Annotated in this window: 20 protein-coding genes, 1 tRNA gene and 1 pseudogene; 9 read left to right on the top strand and 13 right to left on the bottom strand. The window is 65.2% G+C overall.

Going from position 1 to position 23489, the window contains the following annotated elements; all coding sequences use genetic code 11:
- Positions 1-17: 17 nt before the first annotated feature.
- Entirely contained in the window at positions 18-2447 is a 2430-nt protein-coding gene (locus ASF77_RS13655; protein ID WP_056340113.1) for a heavy metal translocating P-type ATPase, read from the bottom strand.
- Positions 2448-2614: 167 nt separating this feature from the next.
- On the opposite strand from ASF77_RS13655, the gene ASF77_RS23690 reads away from it, so the two are divergent.
- Positions 2615-4129, top strand: coding sequence for an aryl-sulfate sulfotransferase (locus tag ASF77_RS23690; protein WP_162244856.1), 1515 nt, complete (start codon positions 2615-2617; stop codon positions 4127-4129).
- A gap of 18 nt (positions 4130-4147) precedes the next feature.
- Here ASF77_RS23690 and ASF77_RS24920 read toward each other — a convergent pair whose 3' ends face one another.
- Entirely contained in the window at positions 4148-4621 is a 474-nt protein-coding gene (locus ASF77_RS24920; protein ID WP_082493761.1) for a type VI secretion system baseplate subunit TssG, read from the bottom strand.
- Positions 4524-4949: pseudogene (locus ASF77_RS25285) on the bottom strand (hypothetical protein); the annotation flags it as partial. The pseudogene ASF77_RS25285 and the gene ASF77_RS24920, both read right to left, overlap by 98 nt.
- Between ASF77_RS25285 and ASF77_RS13640 the strand changes: the two are divergent.
- On the top strand, positions 4870-5316 hold the full coding sequence (locus ASF77_RS13640) for a hypothetical protein (RefSeq protein ID WP_056340107.1): 447 nt from the start codon (positions 4870-4872) through the stop codon (positions 5314-5316). The pseudogene ASF77_RS25285 and the gene ASF77_RS13640 sit on opposite strands and share 80 nt — an antisense overlap.
- A gap of 164 nt (positions 5317-5480) precedes the next feature.
- Positions 5481-5816: a hypothetical protein gene (locus ASF77_RS13635; protein WP_156648884.1), complete on the top strand. Its 336-nt coding sequence runs from the start codon at positions 5481-5483 to the stop codon at positions 5814-5816.
- Between the two features lie 300 nt (positions 5817-6116).
- Here the strand turns inward: ASF77_RS13635 and ASF77_RS13630 are convergent.
- From ASF77_RS13630 to cysS, 6 genes are all read right to left on the bottom strand, one after another.
- Positions 6117-6209 (bottom strand) — tRNA-Ser (locus ASF77_RS13630).
- Between the two features lie 96 nt (positions 6210-6305).
- Positions 6306-7553, bottom strand: coding sequence for an aspartate kinase (locus ASF77_RS13625; protein ID WP_056340102.1), 1248 nt, complete (start codon positions 7551-7553; stop codon positions 6306-6308).
- Between the two features lie 134 nt (positions 7554-7687).
- The gene (tilS, locus tag ASF77_RS13620) at positions 7688-9028 is read right to left on the bottom strand and encodes a tRNA lysidine(34) synthetase TilS (protein WP_082493760.1); all 1341 of its coding nucleotides are present in this window, start codon (positions 9026-9028) and stop codon (positions 7688-7690) included.
- Positions 9029-9119: 91 nt separating this feature from the next.
- Positions 9120-10097, bottom strand: coding sequence for an acetyl-CoA carboxylase carboxyltransferase subunit alpha (locus tag ASF77_RS13615; RefSeq protein WP_056340095.1), 978 nt, complete (start codon positions 10095-10097; stop codon positions 9120-9122).
- Between the two features lie 68 nt (positions 10098-10165).
- A complete protein-coding gene (locus tag ASF77_RS13610; RefSeq protein WP_056340457.1) occupies positions 10166-10873 on the bottom strand; it encodes a DNA-3-methyladenine glycosylase in 708 nt (235 codons plus the stop codon).
- The gene (gene cysS, locus ASF77_RS13605) at positions 10873-12267 is read right to left on the bottom strand and encodes a cysteine--tRNA ligase (protein WP_056340093.1); all 1395 of its coding nucleotides are present in this window, start codon (positions 12265-12267) and stop codon (positions 10873-10875) included. The genes ASF77_RS13610 and cysS overlap by 1 nt, the downstream gene beginning before the upstream one ends.
- A gap of 258 nt (positions 12268-12525) precedes the next feature.
- On the opposite strand from cysS, the gene ASF77_RS13600 reads away from it, so the two are divergent.
- Genes ASF77_RS13600 through ASF77_RS13590 form a run of 3 tightly spaced genes read left to right on the top strand, consistent with a single transcriptional unit; the run spans position 12526 to position 14494 of the window.
- Positions 12526-13137, top strand: coding sequence for a peptidylprolyl isomerase (locus ASF77_RS13600; RefSeq protein ID WP_056340090.1), 612 nt, complete (start codon positions 12526-12528; stop codon positions 13135-13137).
- Positions 13138-13178: 41 nt separating this feature from the next.
- Positions 13179-13673 (top strand): peptidylprolyl isomerase, encoded by a 495-nt coding sequence (locus ASF77_RS13595; protein ID WP_056340088.1) that lies wholly within the window; start codon positions 13179-13181, stop codon positions 13671-13673.
- Between the two features lie 50 nt (positions 13674-13723).
- Positions 13724-14494 carry a UDP-2,3-diacylglucosamine diphosphatase gene (locus tag ASF77_RS13590; protein WP_056340085.1) on the top strand — a complete coding sequence of 257 codons (771 nt, stop codon included), beginning with the start codon at positions 13724-13726 and terminating at the stop codon, positions 14492-14494.
- On the opposite strand, the gene ASF77_RS13585 is transcribed toward ASF77_RS13590, so the two are convergent.
- Positions 14485-16695 carry a hypothetical protein gene (locus ASF77_RS13585; protein ID WP_056340082.1) on the bottom strand — a complete coding sequence of 737 codons (2211 nt, stop codon included), beginning with the start codon at positions 16693-16695 and terminating at the stop codon, positions 14485-14487. The two genes, ASF77_RS13590 and ASF77_RS13585, sit on opposite strands and share 10 nt — an antisense overlap.
- 241 nt (positions 16696-16936) lie before the next feature.
- On the bottom strand, positions 16937-19135 hold the full coding sequence (locus tag ASF77_RS13580; protein ID WP_056340079.1) for a hypothetical protein: 2199 nt from the start codon (positions 19133-19135) through the stop codon (positions 16937-16939).
- Positions 19136-19530: 395 nt separating this feature from the next.
- Between ASF77_RS13580 and ASF77_RS13575 the strand changes: the two genes are divergently transcribed.
- From ASF77_RS13575 to ASF77_RS13565, 3 genes are read left to right on the top strand one after another with little or no spacing between them, the layout of a single operon-like run.
- Positions 19531-19899, top strand: a complete 369-nt coding sequence (locus tag ASF77_RS13575; RefSeq protein ID WP_056340076.1) for a GntR family transcriptional regulator — start codon at positions 19531-19533, stop codon at positions 19897-19899.
- Positions 19896-20768 (top strand): ABC transporter ATP-binding protein, encoded by an 873-nt coding sequence (locus ASF77_RS13570; protein WP_056340074.1) that lies wholly within the window; start codon positions 19896-19898, stop codon positions 20766-20768. The genes ASF77_RS13575 and ASF77_RS13570 overlap by 4 nt, the downstream gene beginning before the upstream one ends.
- Positions 20765-21751, top strand: a complete 987-nt coding sequence (locus ASF77_RS13565) for an ABC-2 transporter permease (protein WP_056340071.1) — start codon at positions 20765-20767, stop codon at positions 21749-21751. The genes ASF77_RS13570 and ASF77_RS13565 overlap by 4 nt, the downstream gene beginning before the upstream one ends.
- Before the next feature lie 86 nt (positions 21752-21837).
- On the opposite strand, the gene ASF77_RS13560 is transcribed toward ASF77_RS13565, so the two are convergent.
- Together ASF77_RS13560 and cysE are read right to left on the bottom strand one after the other, a co-directional pair.
- A complete protein-coding gene (locus ASF77_RS13560; RefSeq protein ID WP_056340068.1) occupies positions 21838-22542 on the bottom strand; it encodes a YceH family protein in 705 nt (234 codons plus the stop codon).
- Between the two features lie 7 nt (positions 22543-22549).
- Complete coding sequence (gene cysE / locus ASF77_RS13555; protein WP_056340065.1) at positions 22550-23287, bottom strand: serine O-acetyltransferase; 738 nt, start codon at positions 23285-23287, stop codon at positions 22550-22552.
- Positions 23288-23489 lie beyond the last annotated feature (202 nt).

Raw genomic sequence — 23489 nt, 5'->3', positions numbered from 1 at the left:
CCTATCCCCACCCGGCCTTACGATCGCGCCGTCACCGGATAGCCGGCGGCGTCGATCGCCTGTGCGATCCGCTCCAGCTCCGCGCCGCTGTCGATGCGCACCTTCTTGCTCGCCAGGTCGACCTCGACCTTCGCGCCGGCGTCGACCTCCTGCACCGATTTCGTCACGCGGCCCACGCAGTGGCCGCAGCTCATGCCTTCCACAGTCAGTTCGTACATCGTTTCTTCTCCTGTCGATTGAGTTGCTCGATTCCTGCCGGCGGCCGGGCGCCAGCCGCGCAGCAGCAGCGCGTTGGCGACCACGCTGACGGAACTCGCCGCCATCGCCGCGCCGGCCAGCATCGGATCGAGCTTGCCGAAGGCCGCCAGCGGAATGCCGACCAGGTTATAAATGAAAGCCCATCCCAGGTTCTGGCGGATCTTGCGGTAGGTGCGGCGCGAGATGTCGATGGCATCCATCACCAGACGCGGATCGCCCCGCATCAGCGTGATGCCGGCGGTATGCATGGCCACGTCGGTGCCGCCCGCCATGGCGATGCCGACGTCGGCCGCGGCCAGCGCCGGCGCGTCGTTGATGCCGTCGCCGACCATCGCCACCGTGCCGCCCGCGGCCATCGCCGCGCGCACGGCATCGGCCTTTTCATGCGGCAGCACCTGGGCGGCATAATGCGCGATGCCGAGCGCCCCCGCCACCGCCCGCGCCGCCCCGGCATTATCGCCGGTCAGCATCTGCGCCCGCACCCCGCTAGCCTGCAGGCGCGCGACGGCGTCGAATGCGCCCTTCTTGATGCGGTCGCCAAAGGCGAGCAGGCCGAGCACCTCGACCCCATCCGGCGTAGCGCGCGCCAGCCAGGACACCGTGCGCCCGTCCTCCTCGTGGCGGGCGGCCGCGGCCTGCATGGGCGCGCGATCGGCGTGCAGCTCGTCGAGCAGGCGCGCATTGCCCAGATAGACGGTCGTTCCGTCGATCTCGGCCTGCACGCCGCGGCCGGGCAAGGCGCGCGCCGCCGACGCCGCCGGCACGTTCCAACCATGCTCCCGCGCGTAGGCGGCGAGCGCATGCGCCAGCGGGTGTTCGCTGTGCTGCTGCACGCCGGCAGCCAGGGTCGCGACGAGGGCAGGATCGGCGCCTTCAAGCGCGACCAGCTGCGGGCGTCCTTCGGTCAGGGTGCCGGTCTTGTCGAACACCACGGTGTCGACCGCGTGCGCGCGCTCGAGCGCCTCGGCGTCGCGGATCAGGATCCCATGGCGCGCGGCCGCGCCGGTGCCGACCATGATGGCGGTGGGCGTCGCCAGCCCGAGCGCACAAGGACAGGCGATCACCTGCACCGCGACCGCGTTGAGCAGGGCCGCCTGCCAGTCGCCGCTCACCAGACCCCAAGCCAGCCAGGTGATGAAAGAGACCAGCAGCACGGCCGGCACGAACAGCGCGCTGACGCGGTCGACCAGGCGCTGCACCGGCGCCTTGACCGCCTGCGCATCCTCGACCTGGCGGATGATCCGCGACAGCACCGTCACGGCGCCCACCGCGCTCACGTCAACCAGCAGCAGTCCTTCGCCGTTGACGGCGCCCCCCGTGACGCGCGCGCCCGGCCCTTTCGCCAGCGGCAGGCTCTCGCCGGTCAGGAGCGACTCGTCCACGTGGCTGCGGCCTTCGCGCACGCGGCCGTCGGCGGCGACGCGCGTACCGGGGCGCACCACCAGCAGATCGCCGACGCGCAGGTCGTCGACCGGTATGGCCGTGTCGACGCCGCCGCGGCGCACGATGGCTTGTGTGGGACGCAGCGCTTCGAGCGCGCGGATCGCCGCCACCGTCTGTCCCTTGGCGCGCGCTTCCAGCCACTTCCCGAGCAGGACGAGCGTGATCACGACGGCCGAGGATTCGAAATACAGGTGCGCGGCGCCGTGATCCGCGCCCGCGAGCAGCAGGTAGACAGACAGTCCGTAGGCGGCGCTGGTGCCGATCGCGACGAGCAGATCCATGTTGCCGCTGCCCGCGCGCAGCGCCTTCCAGCCGGCGCGGTAGAAGCGCGCGCCCAGCCAGAACTGCACCGGGGTCGCCAGCAGCCATTGCAGCCATCCCGACAGCGACCAGTCGGCGCCGAAGAGCTGGCCGGCCATGGGCGCCAGTAGCGGCGCGCTGAGGAGGGCCGCGAGCAGGATCGGCCAGGCGGAAGGCGCGGCCTTGCTGGCCGGGCTCGCTCCGGTTACAGCCGCGGCCGCGGCGGCTTCGTAGCCGGCGTCCCGCACGGCCTGCGCCACCGCATCCGGCGCAGCCGTGCCGCGCACGCTGGCCCGTTCAGTGGCCAGGTTGACGCTGGCCTCCTGCACGCCCGGCACCGCGCGTATGGCTTTCTCGACACGCGCGACGCAGGAGGCGCAGGTCATGCCGGAAATATCAAAGCTTGCCATGCCTGGCTTGGCAAGCTGTCCGCTGTGGTTGTCCATGGGTATCTCCTTTCGATTCATCCAGCTTGCGCCTTGCCATCGTGGGAAGGTCAAGCGGCGATGGCGCGTCGTTGATGCCGTCGCCAACCACGTCTCGGTGTGTGAACTTACTGCCGGGTTCCACATCGAAGGATTAACTCGTCGGTTTCCCGCCACCTGGAGAATGCATGAAATTCCCGATCCGCTATTGTATGGCCTTGCTTGCCTTCCTGCTGATAACAGGGTGCAGCCGCCTCACCGAGGAAGACGACACCCAGGCCGAAGCGGCCCACGTCGCCGTCGCCGAACAGGCGCCCGGGATCACGCCCTTCATCGTCAACCTCGCGCTCAGACTCGACGACTTCGCCGACCTCGAAAGCGTCTCCTACACGGTCGCTCCCAAGCTGGGCACCTTCTCCAAACCCGTCGCCGTCACCTATACGCGGGCCTGGCTCGAGCGCAACGGGGCATGGCGCGCGGCCGACAAGCGGCTCGCCCTTGCCGTTTTCGGGCTGTACGCGAACCACCAGAACAGCGTCACCCTCACGGCGCACTTCCGCGACAAGTCGACCCATGTCGAGCGGCTGACGCTGGCCGCGGCGGCATACACCGGCTCGGGCGCCCTCTATACCACGCCGCAGGTACGTACCGCCCGTAGCGCATCCGTCTCCCCTAGATTCGACTACATGATGGTGCAGAACGGCGTGACGACGCCGGCGGTACTCGATACCGACGGCCACCTGCGCTGGGTCGGCACGGGATTGACCAACTCCATCTCCTCGGTGTTTCTGGACGATTCTTTCGTCGTCGGGAGTCCGACACTGCCTGAATTGTATCGCGTCGAGCTCAACGGTAGCTATGTCGCGCAGCCCCTGGCGTCGACCCGTTACACGGCCTTCCATCATGACCTGACGCGCGGGAAAACGGGCCTGCTGGCCGAACTCGACGCGATCGAAGGCGGTGTACCGAGGATCGAATCGATCCTGGCCGAGATCACGCCAGCAGGCGAGATCCTCAAGGAATGGGACATGGCTGCGATCTTCCGCGCCGCGATGCAGGCGGGCGGCGATGATCCATCGAACTTCGTGCGCGACGGCATCGACTGGTTTCACATGAATTCGGCCATCTACGACCCGGCGGACGACTCGCTCCTGCTCTCGAGCCGGGAAAATTTCGTCGTCAAGATCGATTACGCCACCGGCAAAATCAAGTGGCTGCTGGGCGACACGACCAAGCACTGGTATGTGGACTATCCGTCGCTGCGTGCGCTCGCGCTCAAGCTCAAGTCGGGCAAGCCGCCGATCGGCCAGCATTCGCTATCGATCGCCGCCAACGGCGAGCTGCTGCTCTTCAATAACGGCTTCGGCAGCTTGAATCAACCTGCCGGCACTTCCCCGGGTATCACACGCGACTTCAGCACGCCGTCGCGCTACGCGATCGACGAGAAGGCGGGTACAGCGGTCGAGACCTGGAGCTACGCACCGACGCCCGCCATCTACTCCGACATCTGTTCAAGCGTGTACGAAAGCGCCGCCAACCATCACCTGATCACCTATTCGGTGGCGGATGCACGCACGCGTACGAGACTGGTCGCCATCGACAGCGCGGGCAAGGTGGCCTTCGATTATGAGTATCCGGCCGCAAACTGCGCGGTTGCTTTCAACAGCAAATCGGTCGACTTCTCCGACCTGACCTTGAAGTAGGCCAGCCAGGCGCCGCTGTCAGACGCCGCCTGGCCCCACCGCGCCCAGCGACGCCATCGGCATGATCAGGTAGCGCATGTCCGCGCAGTGCGTGTCTCCAGGGGCGGCGCCGAGGAAACCGTCGCGCCCCAGTCGCGCCGGTGCGACGCCCTGCCCCGCCAGCCGCGCCGGCCCTACCTCACCGGCACGCAGCACCAGCGGCACCTCGAACCCGGCAGTCGGTGCTGCGAACCTGCGCAGGATGGCGCGCAGCGCGACGCTGGCGTCGCCGCTGGGCAGGAAGCGGGTAAACCTGTCCGCATCGAGCGGGCCGATGCGCAGGCGCACGCGCAGGTCGGGGCGCCAGCTGCGTGCTCCCAGCAGCATGTTCTCCCCAGCTCGGCAGAGCGACCGACGGAACCAGGCGCGCGACGCTCCGGTCGTCGTAGGTCTCGCCGGTGATGTGCAGTTCGCCCGTGGGCTTGGGGAAGCGTTGGCGAAACTCACGTGCATAGTCGCCGAACAGTTCCAGCTCTTCCTCGAAATACCTTAGCAGCTCGTCCACATGTTCATCTTCCGACGGGAAATCGATCCATGCACACATCGCTCCACGGCCCCCCCTTGAAAAGGAATAAAAGGCGCACCTGCATCCTGCCGGGCGTGCAGGAGAAGCCTTGCCAAAAGGCGCTTTGATCTGGCTCAAAAGTGGCGCCAGGCACCGGCGCACACTTGCCGGACTCCCTGCGCCCACGCACGTTTCGATGGCCTCGCTCTCCCCCTCCACGCCCCATACCGCCGCTGCTGCCCTGCGCCGCGCGCGCAAGCTCCTGTTCGTCCGCATGCACCGGCTGGCCGGCTTGCCCGACCCGGAGTTCAGCGCCGGCTTCGAGTCGGTCGTCGCGGCGATCGAGGCCGACCTCGCACACGAGGAAACAGTCATGGAGACGCTCGGCTTCGACGGCCTGCACGAACGGCGCGCCGCGAATGCATTGCTGCTGGCCTCGCTGCACCGGATCGTCACCCAGGTCGAGACGGGCGACGCCGCCCTCGGCCGGACAGCTCTGACGGCGGCGAGCGACCTGCTCTCGCTGCACCGGCTGACGACCGACTTGGCGCTGCTGCTGGCCCGGCCGGGCGGCCCGCTGCCGGCACACCTGCGCGGCAACCGGGTCTCGGGCCTGCTCGCCGGACGCCGGCGCAAGCCCTGAACCGCACAACACCGGGCCACTGCGACGACCCAAGTGTTGACAGTCGCGAGCAGAGCGCTTCGATCGGATCACGACCGTACTCACCACGCGTTTGTATCCGCGACCCTGTCAGATGTGTCGTAATGCTCCCTTACGCGCTTGATGTCGGCAGGAGACGCGTTTGTTTGGCACTGCCAAGCTGGATCGACGCAAGTGGATGGATGACGTTCTTCGTCATGCTCGTAGCGTTTGCGTGCCTGTTTCCCCTGGGGGCGTGCGCGTTGTGCCGCGCACAGGTTGCGGTTCCCGTCGCCCTCATCACTGGCGCCATGACCGCAGGATTACTGACGGCCACCGAGCTGCCGCATCCTTTTTATCTCGCCCTGGAAGCGTGGATGCTCTTGATCTCGGGCTTGTGCTCCTGGCACAGGAGTATCTGGTACGGGCCGCAAGATTCGGCGGCCTTCAGGCCTGCTGCCCAGACTTGGTCGAAAGCGCCTGCGGATACGTTGCAGGATTAGGTAGCGTTCGCCCACGTTGCGCGGGCCGAAATTACGCGAGTAAGCATAAGCCTTCGAATCTTCCGCCTTGGCGCCACCTGAAGCGCGCAGGCATTCTCCAAAAGAAAAAAGCCACCTTGCGGTGGCTTTCTCTTTTGTAACCTGGCGGAGACGGTGGGATTCGCCTACATCCTGCAGGCCGCCTGCGCGCAAGCATGCGCGCATCTTCGAATCCCACACGCAAGGCCTGCTGGCCTTGCTCGCCGCCGTCAGCTTACAAAAGAAAAAAGCCACCTTGCGGTGGCTTTCTCTTTTGTAACCTGGCGGAGACGGTGGGATTCGAACCCACGATACGGGTATAAGCCATATGCATCCTTAGCAGGGATGTGCCTTCGGCCACTCGGCCACGTCTCCAATCAACTCCAGCAAACTGCGCTAGCGCTGAGTGCAAGCATATTAAAGGCCGGTGCCGGATTGGTCAAGGCGACACAGCCAAAATTATGGAAAAAGTTAAGCTTTTTCCAAGTCAAAAGCTTTATGGAGGGCACGAACGGCCAGCTCCATGTATTTCTCGTCGATCAGCACCGAGATCTTGATCTCGGAGGTCGAGATCATCATGATGTTGATGCCCTCTTCGGCCAGGGTGCGGAACATCTGCGAGGCGACGCCCACATGGCTGCGCATGCCAACACCGACGGCCGAGACCTTCGAGACCTTGGCGTCGCCGACGATGCGCACGTAGCCGAGTTCGTCGCGCTGCGATTCCAGCACCGCGATCGCGCGCTGGTAGTCGTTGCGCGAGACGGTGAAGGTGAAGTCGGTCTTGCCGTCCACCGACTGGTTCTGGATGATCATGTCCACTTCGATGTTGGCATCCGAAATCGGGCCAAGAATGTGGAAGGCGACGCCCGGCTTGTCGGGCACGCCGATGACGGTGATCTTGGCTTCATCACGGTGGAATGCGATACCGGAGATGACGGCTTGTTCCATGTTGGTTTCTTCCTCAAACGAAATCAGGGTGCCGGACTTGGCTTCTTCGGCCAGGGGCATCAGGGGATCGGTCAGCGACGACAGCACGCGCGTCGGCACCTGGTAATTGCCGGCAAACTCGACCGAGCGGGTCTGCAAGACCTTCGAGCCCAGCGAGGCCAGTTCCAGCATTTCTTCGAACGTGATCTTTTCCAGGCGGCGCGCCTCGTCGACCACGCGCGGGTCGGTCGTGTAGACGCCATCGACATCGGTGTAGATCAGGCACTCGTCGGCCTTCAGCGCGGCGGCGATCGCCACGGCCGAGGTGTCCGAGCCGCCGCGGCCCAGCGTCGAGATATTGCCTTCCTCGTCCACGCCCTGGAAGCCGGTGATGATGACGATCTTACCCGCGTCGAGGTCGGCACGCACACGCGTGTCGTCGATCGACTGGATGCGCGCCTTGGTGAAGGCGGAGTCCGTACGGATGCCGACCTGCCAGCCGGTGTAGGAGACGGCGTCCTTGCCGATGGCCAGCAGCGCCATCGCCAGCAGGCCCACCGATACCTGTTCGCCGGTCGAGGCGATCATGTCCAGCTCGCGCGGATCCGGCTGATCCATGATCTGCTTGGCCAGGCCGATCAGGCGGTTCGTTTCGCCCGACATCGCAGAAGGCACCACGACGATTTTGTGCCCGGCGTCATGCCACTTGGCGACGCGGGCAGCAACGTTCTTGATGCGGTCCGTCGAGCCCATCGACGTACCACCATATTTGTGGACAATTAATGCCATAACAGGAAGATTCCCAGCGTGGAGAGAGTAAAAGGGAATACCTACTCTAGCATGTTGCAGCGCAAAATCACAAGAAGGGAAGTCCGAAAAGCTATACGAAAAGAAAATAAAGTAATACGGTTTTCGTGTAGAAACTATTCGGGCTTCGCCTCCCAGCGCAAGCTAATCGCTCCAGTTGCGCCGGCGCTGAAATGATGGCAGTCCATGCCCAGGCCCGCGGCGAACAGCAGATCGCGCCCGCTGCTGACGATCGGCAGGCGCGCGCGCTCCCAGGCCGGCACGCCGGCCGCCTGGTAATGCGCCTTGAGCGGGCGCGTCGGGCGGTTGTGGGCGAGCTTGAGGCGCTCGCCGCCCTTGCGGAAATCGATGGTCAGCGGCTGCGCGCGCAGCCAGGCCGGATCGAAGCCGGTCTCGGCGGCGTCGAAATGCAGCACGCCGCCGTAGTCCGGAAAGGCCAGCTGGGCCTCGCCTTGCCAGCGGAAGGCCGCGCCCTCCTTCTCGAGCACGCCCTCGTCGTCGGGATCGCGCATGCCGGGTAGATCGGCCAGCTTCGGTGTGATATATAAACGGTCGCGGTGGCGCCGGATGTGGCAAGCCGGGTGCGTCACCAGCAGCTGGGCGTCGCTGCGCGCTTCCAGCAGCTGGGCCACCATTTCGGCCAGCCAGGCGGTCGACGGCATGGCCAGGCTCTGACGTGCGAACCAGTGGCGCAGCAGGTTGTAGACCCGATCCAGGCTCATCGTGCGCAGCGGCGCAATGTCGATTGCCCCGTCGATTGCCCCGTCGACCAGCAGCGCGGCCAGGTCGCCTTCGGCCAGCTCGGTCAGGAGCCGCTGGGCCGACTGGGCATGAGCGGCGCTGCGCGCGAAGCGCTGCTGGAAACCGGGAAAGGCCTGGTTCAGCGCCGGCATCACCGTATGGCGCAGGGCGTTGCGGGCGTAGCGGGTGTCGACGTTCGATTCGTCGTCGACCCAGTCCAGGCCGGCATCGCGCGCGTAGGCCTCGAGCTCGGCGCGCGCCAGCGGCAGCAGCGGGCGCGCCATCACCAGATCCGGATTGCCCAGCAGCTCGGGCGCGCTGTTGGCGGCGTCCATGCCGGACAGCCCGGCCGGGCCGGAGCCACGCAGCAGCTGCAGCAGCACGGTTTCAGCCTGGTCGTCGAGGTGGTGCGCGGTCAGCAGCAGATTAGCGCCAGCTTCGCGGCACATGTCGCCCAGCGCGCGGTAGCGCAGCTTGCGCGCGGCCGCTTCAAGGCCGGCGCCGGCGCTGTCGACCTGGACGCGGCGCACAGCGAAACCTAGGCCAAGTGCTGCCGAGCTAGACTCCACATGGCGCTCCCACGCGTCGGCGTTCGAACTCAATCCATGATGGACGTGCAGGACGTGGAGCGGGTTCCCATGTTCCTGACACCAGCGGGCGGCCAAGTGCAGCAGCGCCATCGAATCGAGGCCGCCGCTGCAGGCGATTGCTATCATGGAGGGGGAAGACTGGGCGCACAATCTGTCGAGCGCGCGCGCAAAAGTGGCCGGAACGGATCCGGCGTCAGGACTGCTCACGTATGACAACTCACTCGTCGGTCGGCGTTGTTTCCTTGAACTTACCGTAAGCCATCAGTTTCTGGTGACGGGCTTCGAGCAGGTCTTTGGTCTTCATGCCCTGGAACTGGCGCAGGGTATCGGCCAGCGCGCGCTTGAGCATCTGCGCCATGCCTTTCGGATCGCGGTGGGCGCCGCCCAGCGGTTCGGTGACGATCTTGTCGATCACGCCCATGGCTTTCAGGCGGTGCGCGGTCAGGCCGAGGGCATCGGCGGCGTCGGCCGCGCGCTCCGAGGTCTTCCACAGGATCGAGGCGCAGCCTTCCGGCGAGATGACCGAATAGGTGGCGTACTGCAGCATCAGCACGGCGTCGCCGACGGCAATCGCCAGCGCGCCGCCGGAGCCGCCTTCACCGATGATGGTGGCGATCAGCGGCACTTTCAGCTCGGCCATCACGTACAGGTTGTGGCCGATCGCTTCGGACTGACCGCGCTCTTCGGCGTCGATGCCCGGGAAGGCGCCTGGGGTATCGACGAAGGTGAAGATCGGCAGGTTGAACTTCTCGGCGACCTTCATCAGGCGCATCGCCTTGCGATAGCCTTCCGGACGCGGCATGCCGAAATTGCGCAGCGCGCGCTCTTTGGTGTCGCGGCCCTTCTGGTGGCCGATCACCATGCAGGCCTGACCGTTGAAGCGGGCCAGGCCGCCGACGATCGACTGGTCGTCGCCGAAGGTACGGTCGCCGTGCAGCTCGTGGAAGTCGGTGAAGATCGCGTTCACGTAATCCATCGTGTACGGGCGCTGCGGATGGCGCGCGATCTGCGACACTTGCCACGGGGTCAGCTTGGCGTAGATGTCTTTCGTGAGCTGCTGGCTCTTCTTGTCGAGGCGGTCGATCTCTTCGGAGATGTCGACGGCCGAATCGTCCTGGACGAAACGCAGCTCTTCGATCTTCGAATCGAGCTCGGCAATAGGCTGCTCGAAACTGAGGAAAGTTGTTTTAGTCATTGTACCTCCGGGGTTGTTCTGTGGCCGGGCGCGCGGAGAACCGCAGGGCGCGCAGCGGCAATTTGGCGCTATTCTACCGTACCGGACGCCGCTGCGGACGCCAAACCTGATGCCGATCCCGATGCCGATGCGGGGTCGAGGCTGCGCCATAAATACCAGGTGGCGACGGTGCGCCAGGGTTCCCAGTTGGCCGCGACTTCACGCGCATCGCTGCGCGAGACAGGCTCGCCGGAGAAATAGTTCTGGCTGATGCCCTGGATCAGGCCGGGGTCGTCGAGCGGCAGCACGTTCGGGCGCAGCAGGTTAAAGATGAGGAACATCTCGGCCGTCCAGCGGCTGATGCCGCGGATCTGCACCAGCTCGGCGATCACGGCCTCGTCATCCATTTCCGACCAGAGGTTGGCGTGAACGCGCTTGGCCTTGAAGTGGTCGGCCAGGTCGAGGATGTATTCGGTCTTGCGTTTCGAGAGGCCGCAGGCGGACAGCTGCTCGGCGCCGAGCTTGATGATCTGGGCCGGGGTCAGCTTCGGGCAGCAGGCGTTCAGCTTGATCCAGGCGGCGTCGGCCGCCTTCGGCGTGACCTGCTGGCCGACGATCGAACGCGCCAGCGTCGTGAACGGATCGGGATGCCCCTTCAAGTGCATGTCGCCGAACTGCGGGATGAGACGCTTCATGATGCGGTCGCGCCGCATCAGCTCTTCCTTCGCTTCCGCCCAGTACGCGGGCACCTCGAATTCCGGCTGGCCGCCGGCGCCGTTGTCCTTTTCCGCTGCCATCATGCGCGACGCCAGTTCGTCGTCCCGTCCGGTTTGTCTTCCAGGATGATGCCGGCGGCTACCAGTTCGGCGCGGATGCCGTCCGCCTCGGCGAAATTGCGCGCCTTCTTGGCGGCAGCGCGGGCGGCGATCAGGTCGGCGATCTCGGCTTCGCCCAGGCCACCTGCCCCGCTGCCGGCTTGCAGGAATTCCTGGGGCGACCGCTGCAGCAGGCCGAGCACGCCGGCCAGGGCTTTCAGTTGACGCGCCGTCTCCACCGATTTGGTGCGGTTGACTTCGCTTGCCAGGTCGAACAACTCGGCCACGGCCAGCGGCGTGTTGAAATCGTCGTCCATCGCTTCGCGCAAGCGCACCGCATGGGCTTCGTTCCAGTCGACGGCCGGGGTCTCGCTGCCGAGATCGACGTCGCTCAGCGCCGTGTACAGGCGCGTCAGCGCGCCCTTGGCGTCGTCGATGTGGGCGTCGGAATAGTTCAGCGGGCTGCGGTAGTGGGTGCGCACGATGAAAAAGCGGACGACTTCGGCATCGTATTTCTTCAGGACGTCGCGGATGGTGAAGAAATTGCCCAGGGACTTGGACATCTTCTCGTTATCGACACGCACGAAACCGTTATGCACCCAGTAGTTGACCATCGGGCCGCCGAACGCGCCTTCGCTCTGGGCGATCTCGTTCTCATGGTGCGGGAACTGCAGATCCTGGCCGCCGCCGTGGATGTCGAAGTGTTCGCCCAGGGTGGCGCAGCTCATGGCCGAGCACTCGATATGCCAGCCCGGACGGCCGCGGCCCCATTTCGAATCCCATTTCGCTTCGTCCGGCTCCGACTCCTTGGCCGCTTTCCAGAGCACGAAGTCGAGCGGGTCGCGCTTGCCGGTGTTAACGTCCACGCGCTCGCCGGCGCGCAGGTCGTCGAGCGATTTGCCGGAGAGTTTGCCGTAGCCTTCGAAATTACGCACGGCAAAATTCACATCGCCGTCTTCGCTGCGGTAAGCCAGGCCCTTGCGTTCCAGTATCTCGATGATCGACAGCATGCCCGGCACGTGTTCGGTGGCGCGCGGGACGAAGCTCGGCGGCAGGATGCCGAGCGCGGCGATGTCCTCGTCCATGTACTGCGTGAAGCGGTTGACGAGCGAGGCCATGGTCTCGCCGTTCTCGGCCGCGCGCTTGATGATCTTGTCCTCGATGTCCGTGATGTTACGCACGTACTTGACTTCGTAACCCGATTCCATGAGCCAGCGGTAGATGAGGTCGAAGGCCATCATCATGCGCGCATGGCCGACATGGCAGTAGTCGTAGACGGTCATGCCGCAGACATACATGCCGACCTTGCCGGCCTCCTTCGGTACGAATACCTGTTTTTCGCGCGCCAGCGTGTTGTAAATCTTTAATTGGCTCATTGGTGTGATGAATCGAGAGGGGAATCGGATACCCGAGCAATACGAAACCCGGACACGTTCGCCGTGCGGCGCGTGCCGGGAATCAATCTTTGCATCAGAACCGCTTACCGCTCTGTATTGTTCTTATTTGATAGAATGGGGACGTTCTGCGCAAAGTATAGCATTGATAAAAACCCGACTGGCCGCATATGGCTCAGGTTTATTTTTCTGCATAAGCCTTGACAGGGCTTTGCGCCACGTCCACCGAGGAGACGCTCCATGCCCCTACAAAAACAATCCCGCCGCGCCCTCTTCGCCCGCCTCGCCGGCGCTGCCCTGGCGCTGGGCTTTGCCGGCAGCGTGCTGGCCGCCGACAATCCCCAGGTCGCGATCAAGACCAGCATGGGCGATATCGTCGTCGAACTCGACGCCACGGCCGCACCGAAGAGCACGGCGAATTTCATGCAATACGTGAAATCGGGCTTTTATAAAGGCACCGTATTTCATCGCGTCATCGATGGTTTCATGATCCAGGCCGGCGGCTATACGGAGAAACTGGTCGACAAGCCTGGAGTGCGCAAGCCCATTGCGAGCGAGTCGAAGAACGGCCTGTCGAACAAGCCCTACACGCTGGCCATGGCGCGCACCGCCGATCCGAATTCGGCCACCTCGCAATTCTTCATCAACGTGAACGATAATCTCGGCCTCGATTATCCGGGCCAGGACGGCGTCGGCTATACGGTATTCGGCCGCGTGGTGCAGGGCCAGGAAACGGTCGACAAGATCAAGGCCGTGATGGTCGACGACATGCGCGGCATGCAGAATGTGCCGGTGACGCCGATCGTGATCCGCGCCACGACCGTGCTGACCGGCGATAAGCTTGTAAAATAAGCGCCTCGCAGCTTTTATCAACAAATAGAACAGGATTCCTCATGACCTCCGTACTGCTGACCACCAACAAGGGCAACATCACCATCGAACTCGACGCCGAGAAAGCGCCGAAGACCGTTGCCAACTTCCTGGACTACGTGAACAAGGGTCACTTCACCAATACCATCTTCCACCGCGTGATCAAGGACTTCATGATCCAGGGCGGCGGTTTCGAGCCGGGCATGAAGCAGAAGGAAACGAGCGCGACTGTCGAAAACGAAGGCAAGAACGGCTTGAAGAACGACAAGTACACGATCGCCATGGCCCGTACCTCGGCGCCGCACTCGGCATCGGCACAGTTCTTCATCAATACCAAGAACAACGACTTCCTGAATTACCCTGGCCAGGACGGCTGGGGCTATGCCGTGTTCGGTAAAGTAACCGCCGGCACCGAAGTCGTCGACGAACTGAACAACGTCAAGACCTCGCGCTCGGGCATGCACGCCGACGTGCCGGTCGAGCCGATCATCATCGAGAAAGCCGAAGTCGTTCAGTAATCCGGTCGTCTTGTCGTAATCCACCCTCTCGCGCGGGAGCCAGTATTTCCATGTCCACTCCCGCGCGCACCGTCGCGCTTTTCATTTCCGACCTGCACCTGCAGGAATCCCATCCGCGCACCGCGGACGCCTTTTTCCGTTTCCTGGACAAGCATGCCGCGCACGCGGATGCGTTGTATCTGCTCGGCGACATCTTCGAATACTGGGCCGGCGACGACGACCTCGGATCGCCCTTCCATGCGCGGGTGATCGCGGCGCTGCGCGCGCTCGCCGATAAAGGAATCGATATTTTCTGGATGGCGGGCAACCGCGATTTCCTGGTCGGCGCCGGCTTTGCCGAGGCCGCCGGATTGCGCCTGCTGGCCGAGCCGCATGTCGCCGCGATCGGCGGACAGCGCATCGCCCTCGTGCATGGCGATGCCGAATGCACGCTGGATACGAAATATATGGAGTTTCGTGCGATGGTGAGGAATGGCGCCTGGCAGGCGCAGTTCCTGTCCATGCCCCTGGCCCAGCGCAAGGCCATCATCGCCGGCTTGCGCGAAGGCAGCCGCGAAGCGCACACCACCAAATCCTACGAGATCATGGATGTGACGCCGGATGCGGTCGAAGCCGTGTTCGATGCCACCGGCACCGAGGTGCTGATCCATGGCCACACCCACCGCCCCGCCCTGCACCTGCACGGCAAGCGTCGCCGTTTCGTCTTGCCCGATTGGGAACTCGACGCCGAGCCGCCTCGCGGCGGCTGGATCGCCGTCGACGAGCGTGGCGCCATTACGCGCCACGCCCTCGACGGCACTACCCTGAACGATTACAGGTAGGTCTGCATCACCGCGTAGCGGGTCATGCCGTACAGCTTACCCTTGTTGTAGGTCACCGCGCCGATCGACGCGTTACCCCAGACATAGCTCGGCGTGGAGACCACACCTGCCGGGCTGATCATGCGCACGTTGCCGCTGCCGCTCAGGTACAGGTTGCCCGCGTCGTCGATCGTCATGTGATCGACTTCGTAGAAGCCCAGCGTGGCGGTGTTGACCGCGCCGTCGACGTTGCCGGTTTCCTTCAGCGGCGTACCGGCGAACACCGACAGCGTGCCCGACGGCGTCAGCTTGTAGACCGCCACCGTTCCCGTGTCGGCAATATAGATGTTGCCGGCAGCGTCGACCGCGACCGATTGCGGGATGAAGTTGGCGTTCGCACCGGCCAGCGCCACGACGGCCGGCTTCTGCACCAGTACCGAGCGCGCGCCGGTCGGCGTGAAGCGCAGCACCTCGCCGCCGGTGGCGCCGGTGGTGACGATCGCATTGCCGTTGGCATCGATGGTCAGGCCGACCGGACGCACGTTCGCGTCGACGGTGCTCACGATGCCGTCCTTGATGCGGCGCAGGCCCTGCACCTGGGCGACCCAGATGCTGCCGTCGCGGCCGGTGGCCACACGCTGCGGGCCGGCGAACTTGGCCGATGCCAGCGGGCCGTCGGTGAGGCCTGCTTCGCCGGTCGTGCCCGAGATCGTCGAGACGGTGCCGTTCGGGGTCGACTTGCGCAGCACGTGGGTGACCGGGTCGACGAAGTACAGGTTGCCGTCCGCATCGGCGGCGAGCGAGCTGAACGAGCCGAAGCGCGCGGTCGTCGCATTGCCGTCGGTGGTGGCGCGCACCGCAGGCGTTGCCGCCGGGGTGGTGACGGTGCCGTCGAGGGCGACCTTGCGCAGCACTTCCTGGCCGCTGTCGATCACGAACAGGCTGGTGCCGTCGAAGCCGATCGAGAGCAGGTTGCCGAAGCGCGCCGCGGTGCCCTGGGCATCGATCTGGCCGCGCTGGGTCGCGCTGCCCGCCAGGGTGGTGACAACGCCGGCCGGGGTGACTTTACGCACCGAGGCAACGTCGGTCACGTAGAGGTCGCCGTTCGGCGTGGTGACCATGCTGGTGATCACGCTGAAGCGCGCGGCGGTGCCGGTGCCGTCTTGCGAGCCCGAACCCACGAAGGTGCCGGCGAAGGCCACGAGACGGCCGCCGACATCTTTCCAGATGCGGTTGTTCGAATCCGACAGGTAGAGCGTGCCGTCGTTGGCGCGGGCCAGCGTCTGCAGCGAGAAGGCCGGCAGCGACGGATCCGGATGGACGTAGGTCTGGGTCGTCACGACGCCGGACGCGCTGACGCGGCGGATCGACAGGCCTGCGCTCGCGTCGAGGACGATCACACCGCCTTGGCCGTCGGCCACCAGCGATTGCGGGGCTGCGAATTTGGCGGCCGTGCCGACGCCGTCGACCTTGGCGGTTACGCCGGCGCTGGCCACGTTGTAGCAGGCGGCGGTGCCGCTGCCGGCCAGCGTGGTCACCGTGCCGGCGCTGGTCAGCTTGCGGATGGCGCCGTTGCAGCTGTCGGCCACGAACAGGTTGCCCTGGGCGTCCACCGCCGCGCCGTTACCGCCGAGCCAGAAGCGGGCAGCGGCGCCGGCGCCGTCGGACAGGCCTGGCTGGCCGCTGCCGCCGGCGAAGGTGCTGATCTGGCCGGCCGAGTTCATTTTCAGGATGCCATGCAGGCCGCCGTCCAGGACATACACGTTGCCGCTGGCGTCGCCGGCGACGGCCAGCGGTTCCTGCAGGGTGCCGCGCACGCCTGCCAGGACGACCGGTGCGCAGTCGACGACCGCCTTGGTCGAGTTCGCGCTTTCCATGGTGCCGGTGTTGTTCGTGGCTTTGCAGGTGTAGCCGGCAGGCGGCGTGACCTTGATGTCGTAGGCGGTACCGGCCTTGAGCTTGGTCGCGAAGGTGAAGGCGCCGTTCGCGTTCACCGGCAGCGACTCGCTGCCATTGGCCAGGGTGACCGACGCGCCAGCGCCGAGACCGGAAACAGTGCCGCCCAGCGTGAACTCGGTCACCGGCGTGACCGGTGGGGTGCCGCCGGCCGGAGGGGGCGGCGTGGTACCGCCACCGCCGCCACCGCCGCCACCGCCGCCGCAACCGGCCACCAACGCCATCACTGCCACGGCGACTGCATATTCAAAACGTTTCAATTTCATTCTCTTCTCCTGAGCGACACGGCGCGACCGGCGCCATTTCCGTGCAAACATAATACCAAAATATAATTTTTTTAATACAATTTCGACAATTCAATCGTGCGCACCTGTCGACGGCGCGACTCATCCATATGAAAGGGTTTCGGGCGCCCCGTACAGGCTCGATCCAGGCAGGGATGTCCGGCGCTGCCGGAAACGAAAATGGCGCCCGCAGGCGCCATGGTTTCAAAGAAAAATGTTCGCCTTACGGCAGCCAGGTCTGGAGCAGCGCGTATTTCGTCATCCCATACAGCTTGCCCTTGGCATAGGCGACAGCGCGCACCGTCGCCTTGCCCCAGCCGAAGCCCGGGGATGACACCACGCCCGCCGGGCTGATCATCCGCACCACGCCGCGGCTGGACAGGTAGAGATTGCCCTTGCCGTCGACCGTCATGAAGGTCGTGTCGCCGAAGTGCAGGGTCGCCGTATTCACCGGCCCGTCGGCGTCGCCGTTCTTCAGGGGCGTGCCGGCGAACACGCTCAACTGCCCTGCCGTGCTCAGCTTGTAGACGACGGCCGTTGCCGGATCGGCGACATACAGGTTGCCGGCGGCGTCGAACACGGGAGCGGCCGGCGTGAAATCGATCCCCGAGTTGCCCAGCAACGCGACGACGCGATCCCGGTCGACCAGGGTCGTCGTTGCGCCCGCCGGCGTGACCCGCAACAGGTTCATGCCGTCGGAGACGACCGCGTTGCCGTCCGCATCGACCGTCAGGTCGAACGGAAACAGGTCGGGCAGCAGGGTCGTCACGTTGCCGTCCTGGATCTTGCGCAGCCCCTGCTCCTGGGCGACCCAGATCACGCCGTTCTTGCCGGTCGCGACGGCATGGGGAAAGGCGAACAGCGCGGAAGCGAGCGGCCCGTCGGTCGTGCCTGGCGTGCGCGCCTTGCCGCCGACCGTCGTCACCAAACCCGCTGACGTCACCTTGCGCAGCAGGTGGGTGCCGACGTCCGCGACATACAGGTTGCCGTCCGCATCGGCGCCCAGCCCCGAGAAGCTGCTGAAGCGCGCCGCGGCGCCGCTGCCGTCGGTAGAACCGTGCACGATCGGCGTCGACGGCAGGGTCGCCACCACGCCATCGAGGCCGACCCGGCGCACGGCGCCGTTATCGATCACGGCCAGGTTGGCGCCGTCGAGTCCGATTGACACGATGTTGACGAACCTGGCCGCGCTGCCTGTTGCGTCCAGCGCGCCGGCCGTGGGGCCGCCCGCGAGCGTCGTCACCACGCCGGCCGGCGTGACCTTGCGCACCGCGGTCGCGTCGGCGACGTACAGGTCGCCATTTGGCGCGGCCACCATGTCCCGGATCAGACGAAAGCGCGCGCCGGCGCCGGTGCCGTCGAGCGAGGCGCCGATCGACGGCCCGCCGGCCAGCAGCACCAGGGTGCCGCCCACGTCTTTCCAGATCCGGTGCATGTCATCGGAAAAATACAACTTGCCGTCGCCGTCACGCGCAATCGTCTTGAAGGTCGTCGCGACCCTGCCATAGGGGGCGGGATCGGCCCAGCTGCGTTTGCTCACCTCCCCTGCCGCGCTGACCATGCGCACGGACGTATTATTGAATTCGTCGACCACGATGACGCCGCCGGCGCTGTCGGGAACCAGCTCTTGCGGATGCTGGAAGCCGGCGCTGGCGCCCGTGCCATCGACCGCGTGCCGCGCATCGTAAGACAGGAAACTGTTGCAGCTGCTCGTGCCCTTGCCGGCCAGGGTCGATACCACGCCCTTGACCGTCACCTTGCGGATCGCGCCGTTGCAGCCGTCGGCGACGATCAGGTTGCCCTGCGTATCGAACGCGAGGTCGCCGCGGCCGAACCAGAAGCGCGCCGCGCCGCCCGTGCCCTCGGCGTTACCCGGCTTGCCGGCGCCGGCCAGCACCTCGACGCCGTCGCCCGCGCCCAGCTTGAGGATGGTGTTCGGCCCGTTGTCGAGCACGTACAGGCTGCCCGTGCCGTCGCCGGTCACGGCGACCGGATCCTGAAGGGCGGATTTCACACCGGCCAGCACGACGGGCGCGCAGGCGACCACGCTCTTGGCGGCATTGGCGCCGGTGATGGTGCCGGCGGCGTCGCTGACCCTGCAGGTATAGCCCTCGGGCGCAACGGCGCCGATGCTGAAGGCGGCGCCCGTGTCGAATTTGGCGGCGAAGGAGAACGGGCCATTCGCGCCAACCGTCAGTGTTTCGCTGCCGTTCGACAGCGTGACGGCACTACCAGGCCCCAGGCCTTCGACGCTGCCGCCCACCGTGTACTGCGCGACCGGCGGAGCGACCGGCGGCGGCGTCGTGCCGGCCGGCGGTGGACTGCCGGCGGATCCGCCTCCGCCCCCGCAGGCGCTCATCAGCCCCAGCAATGCCGCGGACAGGGCATAGGCCAGCGGTTTCATCCCGTAATTCTTCTTCATGTCGTCTCCAAAGGCGGCCCGTGGACCGTGTGCTGGGCGTCTGCCAGCGGCGCGGCAACATGTTAAAACGGAAATGTCTAAAAAGAAAGAATATTTGCCAATGATGATGGGTTACGAAATTTAAGTTTGGCGCTAAGTTCATTGTTTTTAGGCAATTAAGTCGTTTATGATATGGCATGACTTAATAGAAATAAATGGCCCGGATGCGAGTTAAGGAGGATCCATCCAGTACCCGGTTTTTGCGTCTCATCCCCGATTTTCGACGTTCCGTCGTCGGCCCCTCGCCCCCGAAATACGCGGTGTTATAGTCCACTACAACACCACAGCAATACCTCACCACAGGAGCCAGACATGATTGAACATGCTGCAGCACCGGGGCGGCAGGGAGGCCATCCATGAACATCGGCTGGAACGACAACGCACCCATTTACCGCCAGCTCAAGGATCGCGTCATCGACATGATGCTCGATGGCGTTCTGAAGGCCGGCGACGCCCTGCCCTCGGTTCGCCAGATCGCGGCCGAGTACCAACTGAACCCGATCACCGTTTCCAAGGCTTACCAGGAACTGGTGGACGAAAACCTAGTAGAAAAACGAAGGGGGATAGGCATGTATGTCACTGAAGGAGCAAGCGAGAAACTGCTTGCAAGCGAACGCGAGCGCTTCCTGCGCGAAGAATGGCCGGCGATGGTCGAACGCATCCGCCTGCTGGGCCTGAACGTCGAAACCTTGCTGCACACCGCGCAGCCGGGAGGATCGGCATGAGCGCCGTGATCTCCGCCCGCGGCCTGACCAAGCGCTACGGCAAGCAGACCGCCATCGACGGCATCGACTTCGACATCCCGGCCGGCCGCATCGTCGGCCTGATCGGCCCCAACGGTTCGGGCAAGACCACGACCCTCAAGGCGGCGCTCGGCCTGATCCCCTTCGACGGCGAGCTGACCGTCATGGGCCGCGATCCGCGCACCCAGCGCGACGCCCTGATGCAGGACATCTGCTTCATCGCCGACGTGGCGATCCTGCCGCGCTGGCTGCGCGTGATGGATGCCATCGACTTCGTGGCCGGCGTGCACCCGCGCTTCGACCGCGCCCGCGCCGAGAAATACATCGCAAACACCCGTTTGAAGCCGACCATGAAGGTCAAGGAGATGTCGAAGGGGATGATCGTCCAGCTGCACCTGGCGCTCGTCATGGCGATCGACGCCAAGCTGCTGGTGCTCGACGAACCGACGCTCGGCCTCGACATCATCTACCGCAAGCAGTTCTACCAGAACCTGCTGGAAGACTATTTTGACGAGAACAAGACCATCATCATCACGACCCACCAGGTCGAAGAGGTCGAGCACATCCTGACCGACCTGCTCTTCATCCGCGACGGCAAGATCGTGCTGGCCGCCTCGATGGACGAAGTCGGGGAGCGCTATGTGGAAGTCATGGTCGCCGCCGACAAGGTCAATGCCGCCAACGCGCTGCAGCCGCTCGACCAGCGCACCGTGTTCGGCAAGAACGTGATGCTTTTCGATTCAGCACGCGCCGGCGGCGTCTCGCGCGCCCAACTGTCCGCCCTGGGCGAGACGCGCAATCCGAGCGTCGCCGACCTGTTCGTGGCAACCATGAAAGGAACCTACGCATGAATACGATGAAATGGCTGCTGCGCCGCGAGTTCTGGGAGAACAAGGGCGGCTTCGTCTGGGCGCCGCTGGTCGCCGCTGCGATCATGGTGCTGCTCGTCGGCGGGGTTGTCCTCTACGGCATCGCCAGCGGCAAGATGGGCGTGGAAAACGTCACCATCCAGGTGCAGGGCGAAGTGGTGCATACCACCAGCGTCAACAAGATGGTGCCGCCCGAGATGCGCCAGCAGATGGCGAATGTCGCTGCCAACAACTACATCGCCGCCGGCGCCCCGATCTTCTTCGTGCTGCCGATCGTCGGCTTCTTCTACTGCCTGGCCGCGCTCTACGACGACCGCCGCGACCGCAGCATCCTGTTCTGGAAGTCGCTACCGATCTCGGACGCCGACACGGTCTTGTCGAAGCTGGTGACAGTGCTGGTGATCGCGCCCCTGATCACGATCGGCGTGGCGACGGCCGCGGCGCTGGCGATGCTGCTGTTCGGCGGGATCGCCACCAGCTACCACGGCGTCAGCCTGTTCGGCGCGGTGCTCACCAACGTCAACTTCTACCTGGCGCCCTTCTACCTGATCGGCATGCTGCCGGTGTACATCCTGTGGGCGCTGCCGACCGCGGGCTGGCTGCTGCTGGTGTCGAGCTGGGCCAAGTCGAAGGTCTTCCTGTGGGCCGTCGGCGTGCCGCTGATCGCCACGGTGCTCGCCAAATGGCTCGACTACCTGCTGGCCATGTCCGGCGCCGGCACCATCAATGCCGACTGGATCATCCGGAACGTGCTGGAGACCATCTTCCTCGGCCTGATTCCGGGCAGCTGGATGATGGGCGCGGACGACCTGCCGCTGCCGACCAGGGATGGCGTCCACATGATGACCCTGCTGCAGTACTCGTGGGCGACCCTCTCCCGGCCTTCGCTGTGGGCAGGCGTGCTGGCCGGCGTGGCGATGATCCTCGGCGCGATCCGCCTGCGCCGCTGGCGCGACGAAGGCTGATCGCTCCTGAACGGCGCCGATCGCGGGCGCCCATGAAGAAGGGCCGGCATTGCCGGCCCTTTTTTACGCCCGCGGCGCGCGGGCCCTTACTGGAACTGCTGGCGGAAGGCCTCGAACTGCGCCTTGAGCTCGGCCACCTCGGCGCGCAGATTGGCCACCTCCTCTTCCAGCTGGCCGATGCGGCTGGAAGGGGCCAGTGCGGCGGCCGTCCCGAAGGCCGAATCCTCGCGCGACACCGCGATCTCGCCGCCCAGCAGCTGGCCGTAGCGCGGCTCCTTGGTGCCCGGGGCGCGTTCCAGGCGCGCCACCAGCGGCGGGTATTTATCGATCAGGAACTGCAGCGTCGCCTCGACATCGGCCACCGACTTGAACTCGTGCAGGCGGCCGCTGCGGGTGCGGATCTCGCCGGCGGTCTGCAGGCCGCGCAGCATCAGCACGGTCAGCACCGCCACCTTGTCCTGTTCCAGCGTCCACTTGATGCGCATGCGGTGCTCGTATTTCGTCACGCGCGCGCCGGCGGCGCTGACGCCGCTCACCAGGCGCCGCTCGATCAGGCGCTGCAGCGTGTCCTGTACCGTGTCTTCGCCCAGCTGCATCACCGGATCGCGGCTCGAGAGCTGGTTACAGCCGTTGACGATGGCGTTGAGCGACATCGGGTAGTTGTCGGGCGTGAGCGCTTCCTTTTCGGCGAGCACCGCGAGCACGCGGATCTCGAAAAGGTCGAGCGCGTCCGGCGCCTTTCCTGTTTCGGCTGCGCCGCTATTCGCGCAGTTGTTCAATTCGTCAGTCATGGGTTCCTCAGTCGACCAGCCGGTTCAGTTCGGCCGAATCGAGTTTATCACCCTCGCGCATGTTCGGACAGGCGATGCCGGCCGCCTTGATGGTGGCCGTCAGCCGTTCGAGCTGCTCGTCCTGGCGCGCCACGTGGTCGATCAGGCCGCGCAAGGCCTTCGACAGCGGATCGTCGCCATTGGGCGTAACACCATAGGCGGCGAACATGCGCGCGCTGCGCGACTGGTCTTCCTTGCGGATGATGTGGGCCGGATTGCCGACGGCCGTCGCGCCCGCCGGCACCGGCTTGACGACCACGGCGTTCGAGCCGACCTTGGCGAACTCGCCGACGGTGAACGCGCCCAGCACCTGGGCGCCGGCGCCGACGATGACGCCGCGCTCGAGCGTCGGGTGACGCTTGGTGCCGGCCACCAGCGTGGTGCCGCCGAGCGTGACGCCCTGGTAGATGGTGCAATCGTCGCCGACGACCGCCGTCTCGCCGATCACCACGCCGAAGCCGTGGTCGATGAAGACGCGCCTGCCGATGGTGGCGCCGGGGTGGATTTCGATGCCGGTGATGACGCGCGCGATATAGGAGATGAAGCGGCCGAGCCACTTCAGGTTGAGCCGCCAGCAGGCATGCGCCCAGCTGTGCATGACGATGGCATGCAGGCCGGGATAGCAGGTCAGCACTTCCCAGCCGTTACGGGCGGCCGGGTCGCGTTCGATGATGCTCTTGATATCTTCGCGCAACGAGGAAAACATGGTAAGTACAGAAGGAAAACAGGGGCAAATGGTAGCTTATACGGCTACTTGTTGCTTGGGAGGGGGTCAATTCGGGGGGGGGCGCACAGGGGCACACACGGTGTACGCGTCGGCATGCCCACCCTACGGTGTACTACGACTTGTGGCCAAGGCGTAGTACACCGTAGGGCGGGCATGCCCGCGTTCAAACGCGGCTGGAGAG

Origin of the sequence: Massilia sp. Leaf139 (assembly GCF_001424165.1) — a bacterium.
GTDB lineage: Bacteria > Pseudomonadota > Gammaproteobacteria > Burkholderiales > Burkholderiaceae_D > Telluria.
This window is presented reverse-complemented; position numbering and strand designations above follow the sequence as displayed.

Excerpts from the sequence above, each read along its gene's own strand:
- ASF77_RS13655 (WP_056340113.1), bottom strand. The coding sequence starts at position 2,447 with ATGGACAACCACAGCGGACAGCTTGCCAAGCCAGGCATGGCAAGCTTT.
- ASF77_RS23690 (WP_162244856.1), top strand. The coding sequence starts at position 2,615 with ATGAAATTCCCGATCCGCTATTGTATGGCCTTGCTTGCCTTCCTGCTG.
- ASF77_RS24920 (WP_082493761.1), bottom strand. The coding sequence starts at position 4,621 with ATGCACGTGAGTTTCGCCAACGCTTCCCCAAGCCCACGGGCGAACTGC.
- ASF77_RS13640 (WP_056340107.1), top strand. The coding sequence starts at position 4,870 with ATGGCCTCGCTCTCCCCCTCCACGCCCCATACCGCCGCTGCTGCCCTG.
- ASF77_RS13625 (WP_056340102.1), bottom strand. The coding sequence starts at position 7,553 with ATGGCATTAATTGTCCACAAATATGGTGGTACGTCGATGGGCTCGACG.
- tilS (WP_082493760.1), bottom strand. The coding sequence starts at position 9,028 with ATGATAGCAATCGCCTGCAGCGGCGGCCTCGATTCGATGGCGCTGCTG.
- ASF77_RS13615 (WP_056340095.1), bottom strand. The coding sequence starts at position 10,097 with ATGACTAAAACAACTTTCCTCAGTTTCGAGCAGCCTATTGCCGAGCTC.
- ASF77_RS13610 (WP_056340457.1), bottom strand. The coding sequence starts at position 10,873 with ATGGCAGCGGAAAAGGACAACGGCGCCGGCGGCCAGCCGGAATTCGAG.
- cysS (WP_056340093.1), bottom strand. The coding sequence starts at position 12,267 with ATGAGCCAATTAAAGATTTACAACACGCTGGCGCGCGAAAAACAGGTA.
- ASF77_RS13600 (WP_056340090.1), top strand. The coding sequence starts at position 12,526 with ATGCCCCTACAAAAACAATCCCGCCGCGCCCTCTTCGCCCGCCTCGCC.
- ASF77_RS13595 (WP_056340088.1), top strand. The coding sequence starts at position 13,179 with ATGACCTCCGTACTGCTGACCACCAACAAGGGCAACATCACCATCGAA.
- ASF77_RS13590 (WP_056340085.1), top strand. The coding sequence starts at position 13,724 with ATGTCCACTCCCGCGCGCACCGTCGCGCTTTTCATTTCCGACCTGCAC.
- ASF77_RS13585 (WP_056340082.1), bottom strand. The coding sequence starts at position 16,695 with ATGAAATTGAAACGTTTTGAATATGCAGTCGCCGTGGCAGTGATGGCG.
- ASF77_RS13580 (WP_056340079.1), bottom strand. The coding sequence starts at position 19,135 with ATGAAGAAGAATTACGGGATGAAACCGCTGGCCTATGCCCTGTCCGCG.
- ASF77_RS13575 (WP_056340076.1), top strand. The coding sequence starts at position 19,531 with ATGAACATCGGCTGGAACGACAACGCACCCATTTACCGCCAGCTCAAG.
- ASF77_RS13570 (WP_056340074.1), top strand. The coding sequence starts at position 19,896 with ATGAGCGCCGTGATCTCCGCCCGCGGCCTGACCAAGCGCTACGGCAAG.
- ASF77_RS13565 (WP_056340071.1), top strand. The coding sequence starts at position 20,765 with ATGAATACGATGAAATGGCTGCTGCGCCGCGAGTTCTGGGAGAACAAG.
- ASF77_RS13560 (WP_056340068.1), bottom strand. The coding sequence starts at position 22,542 with ATGACTGACGAATTGAACAACTGCGCGAATAGCGGCGCAGCCGAAACA.
- cysE (WP_056340065.1), bottom strand. The coding sequence starts at position 23,287 with ATGTTTTCCTCGTTGCGCGAAGATATCAAGAGCATCATCGAACGCGAC.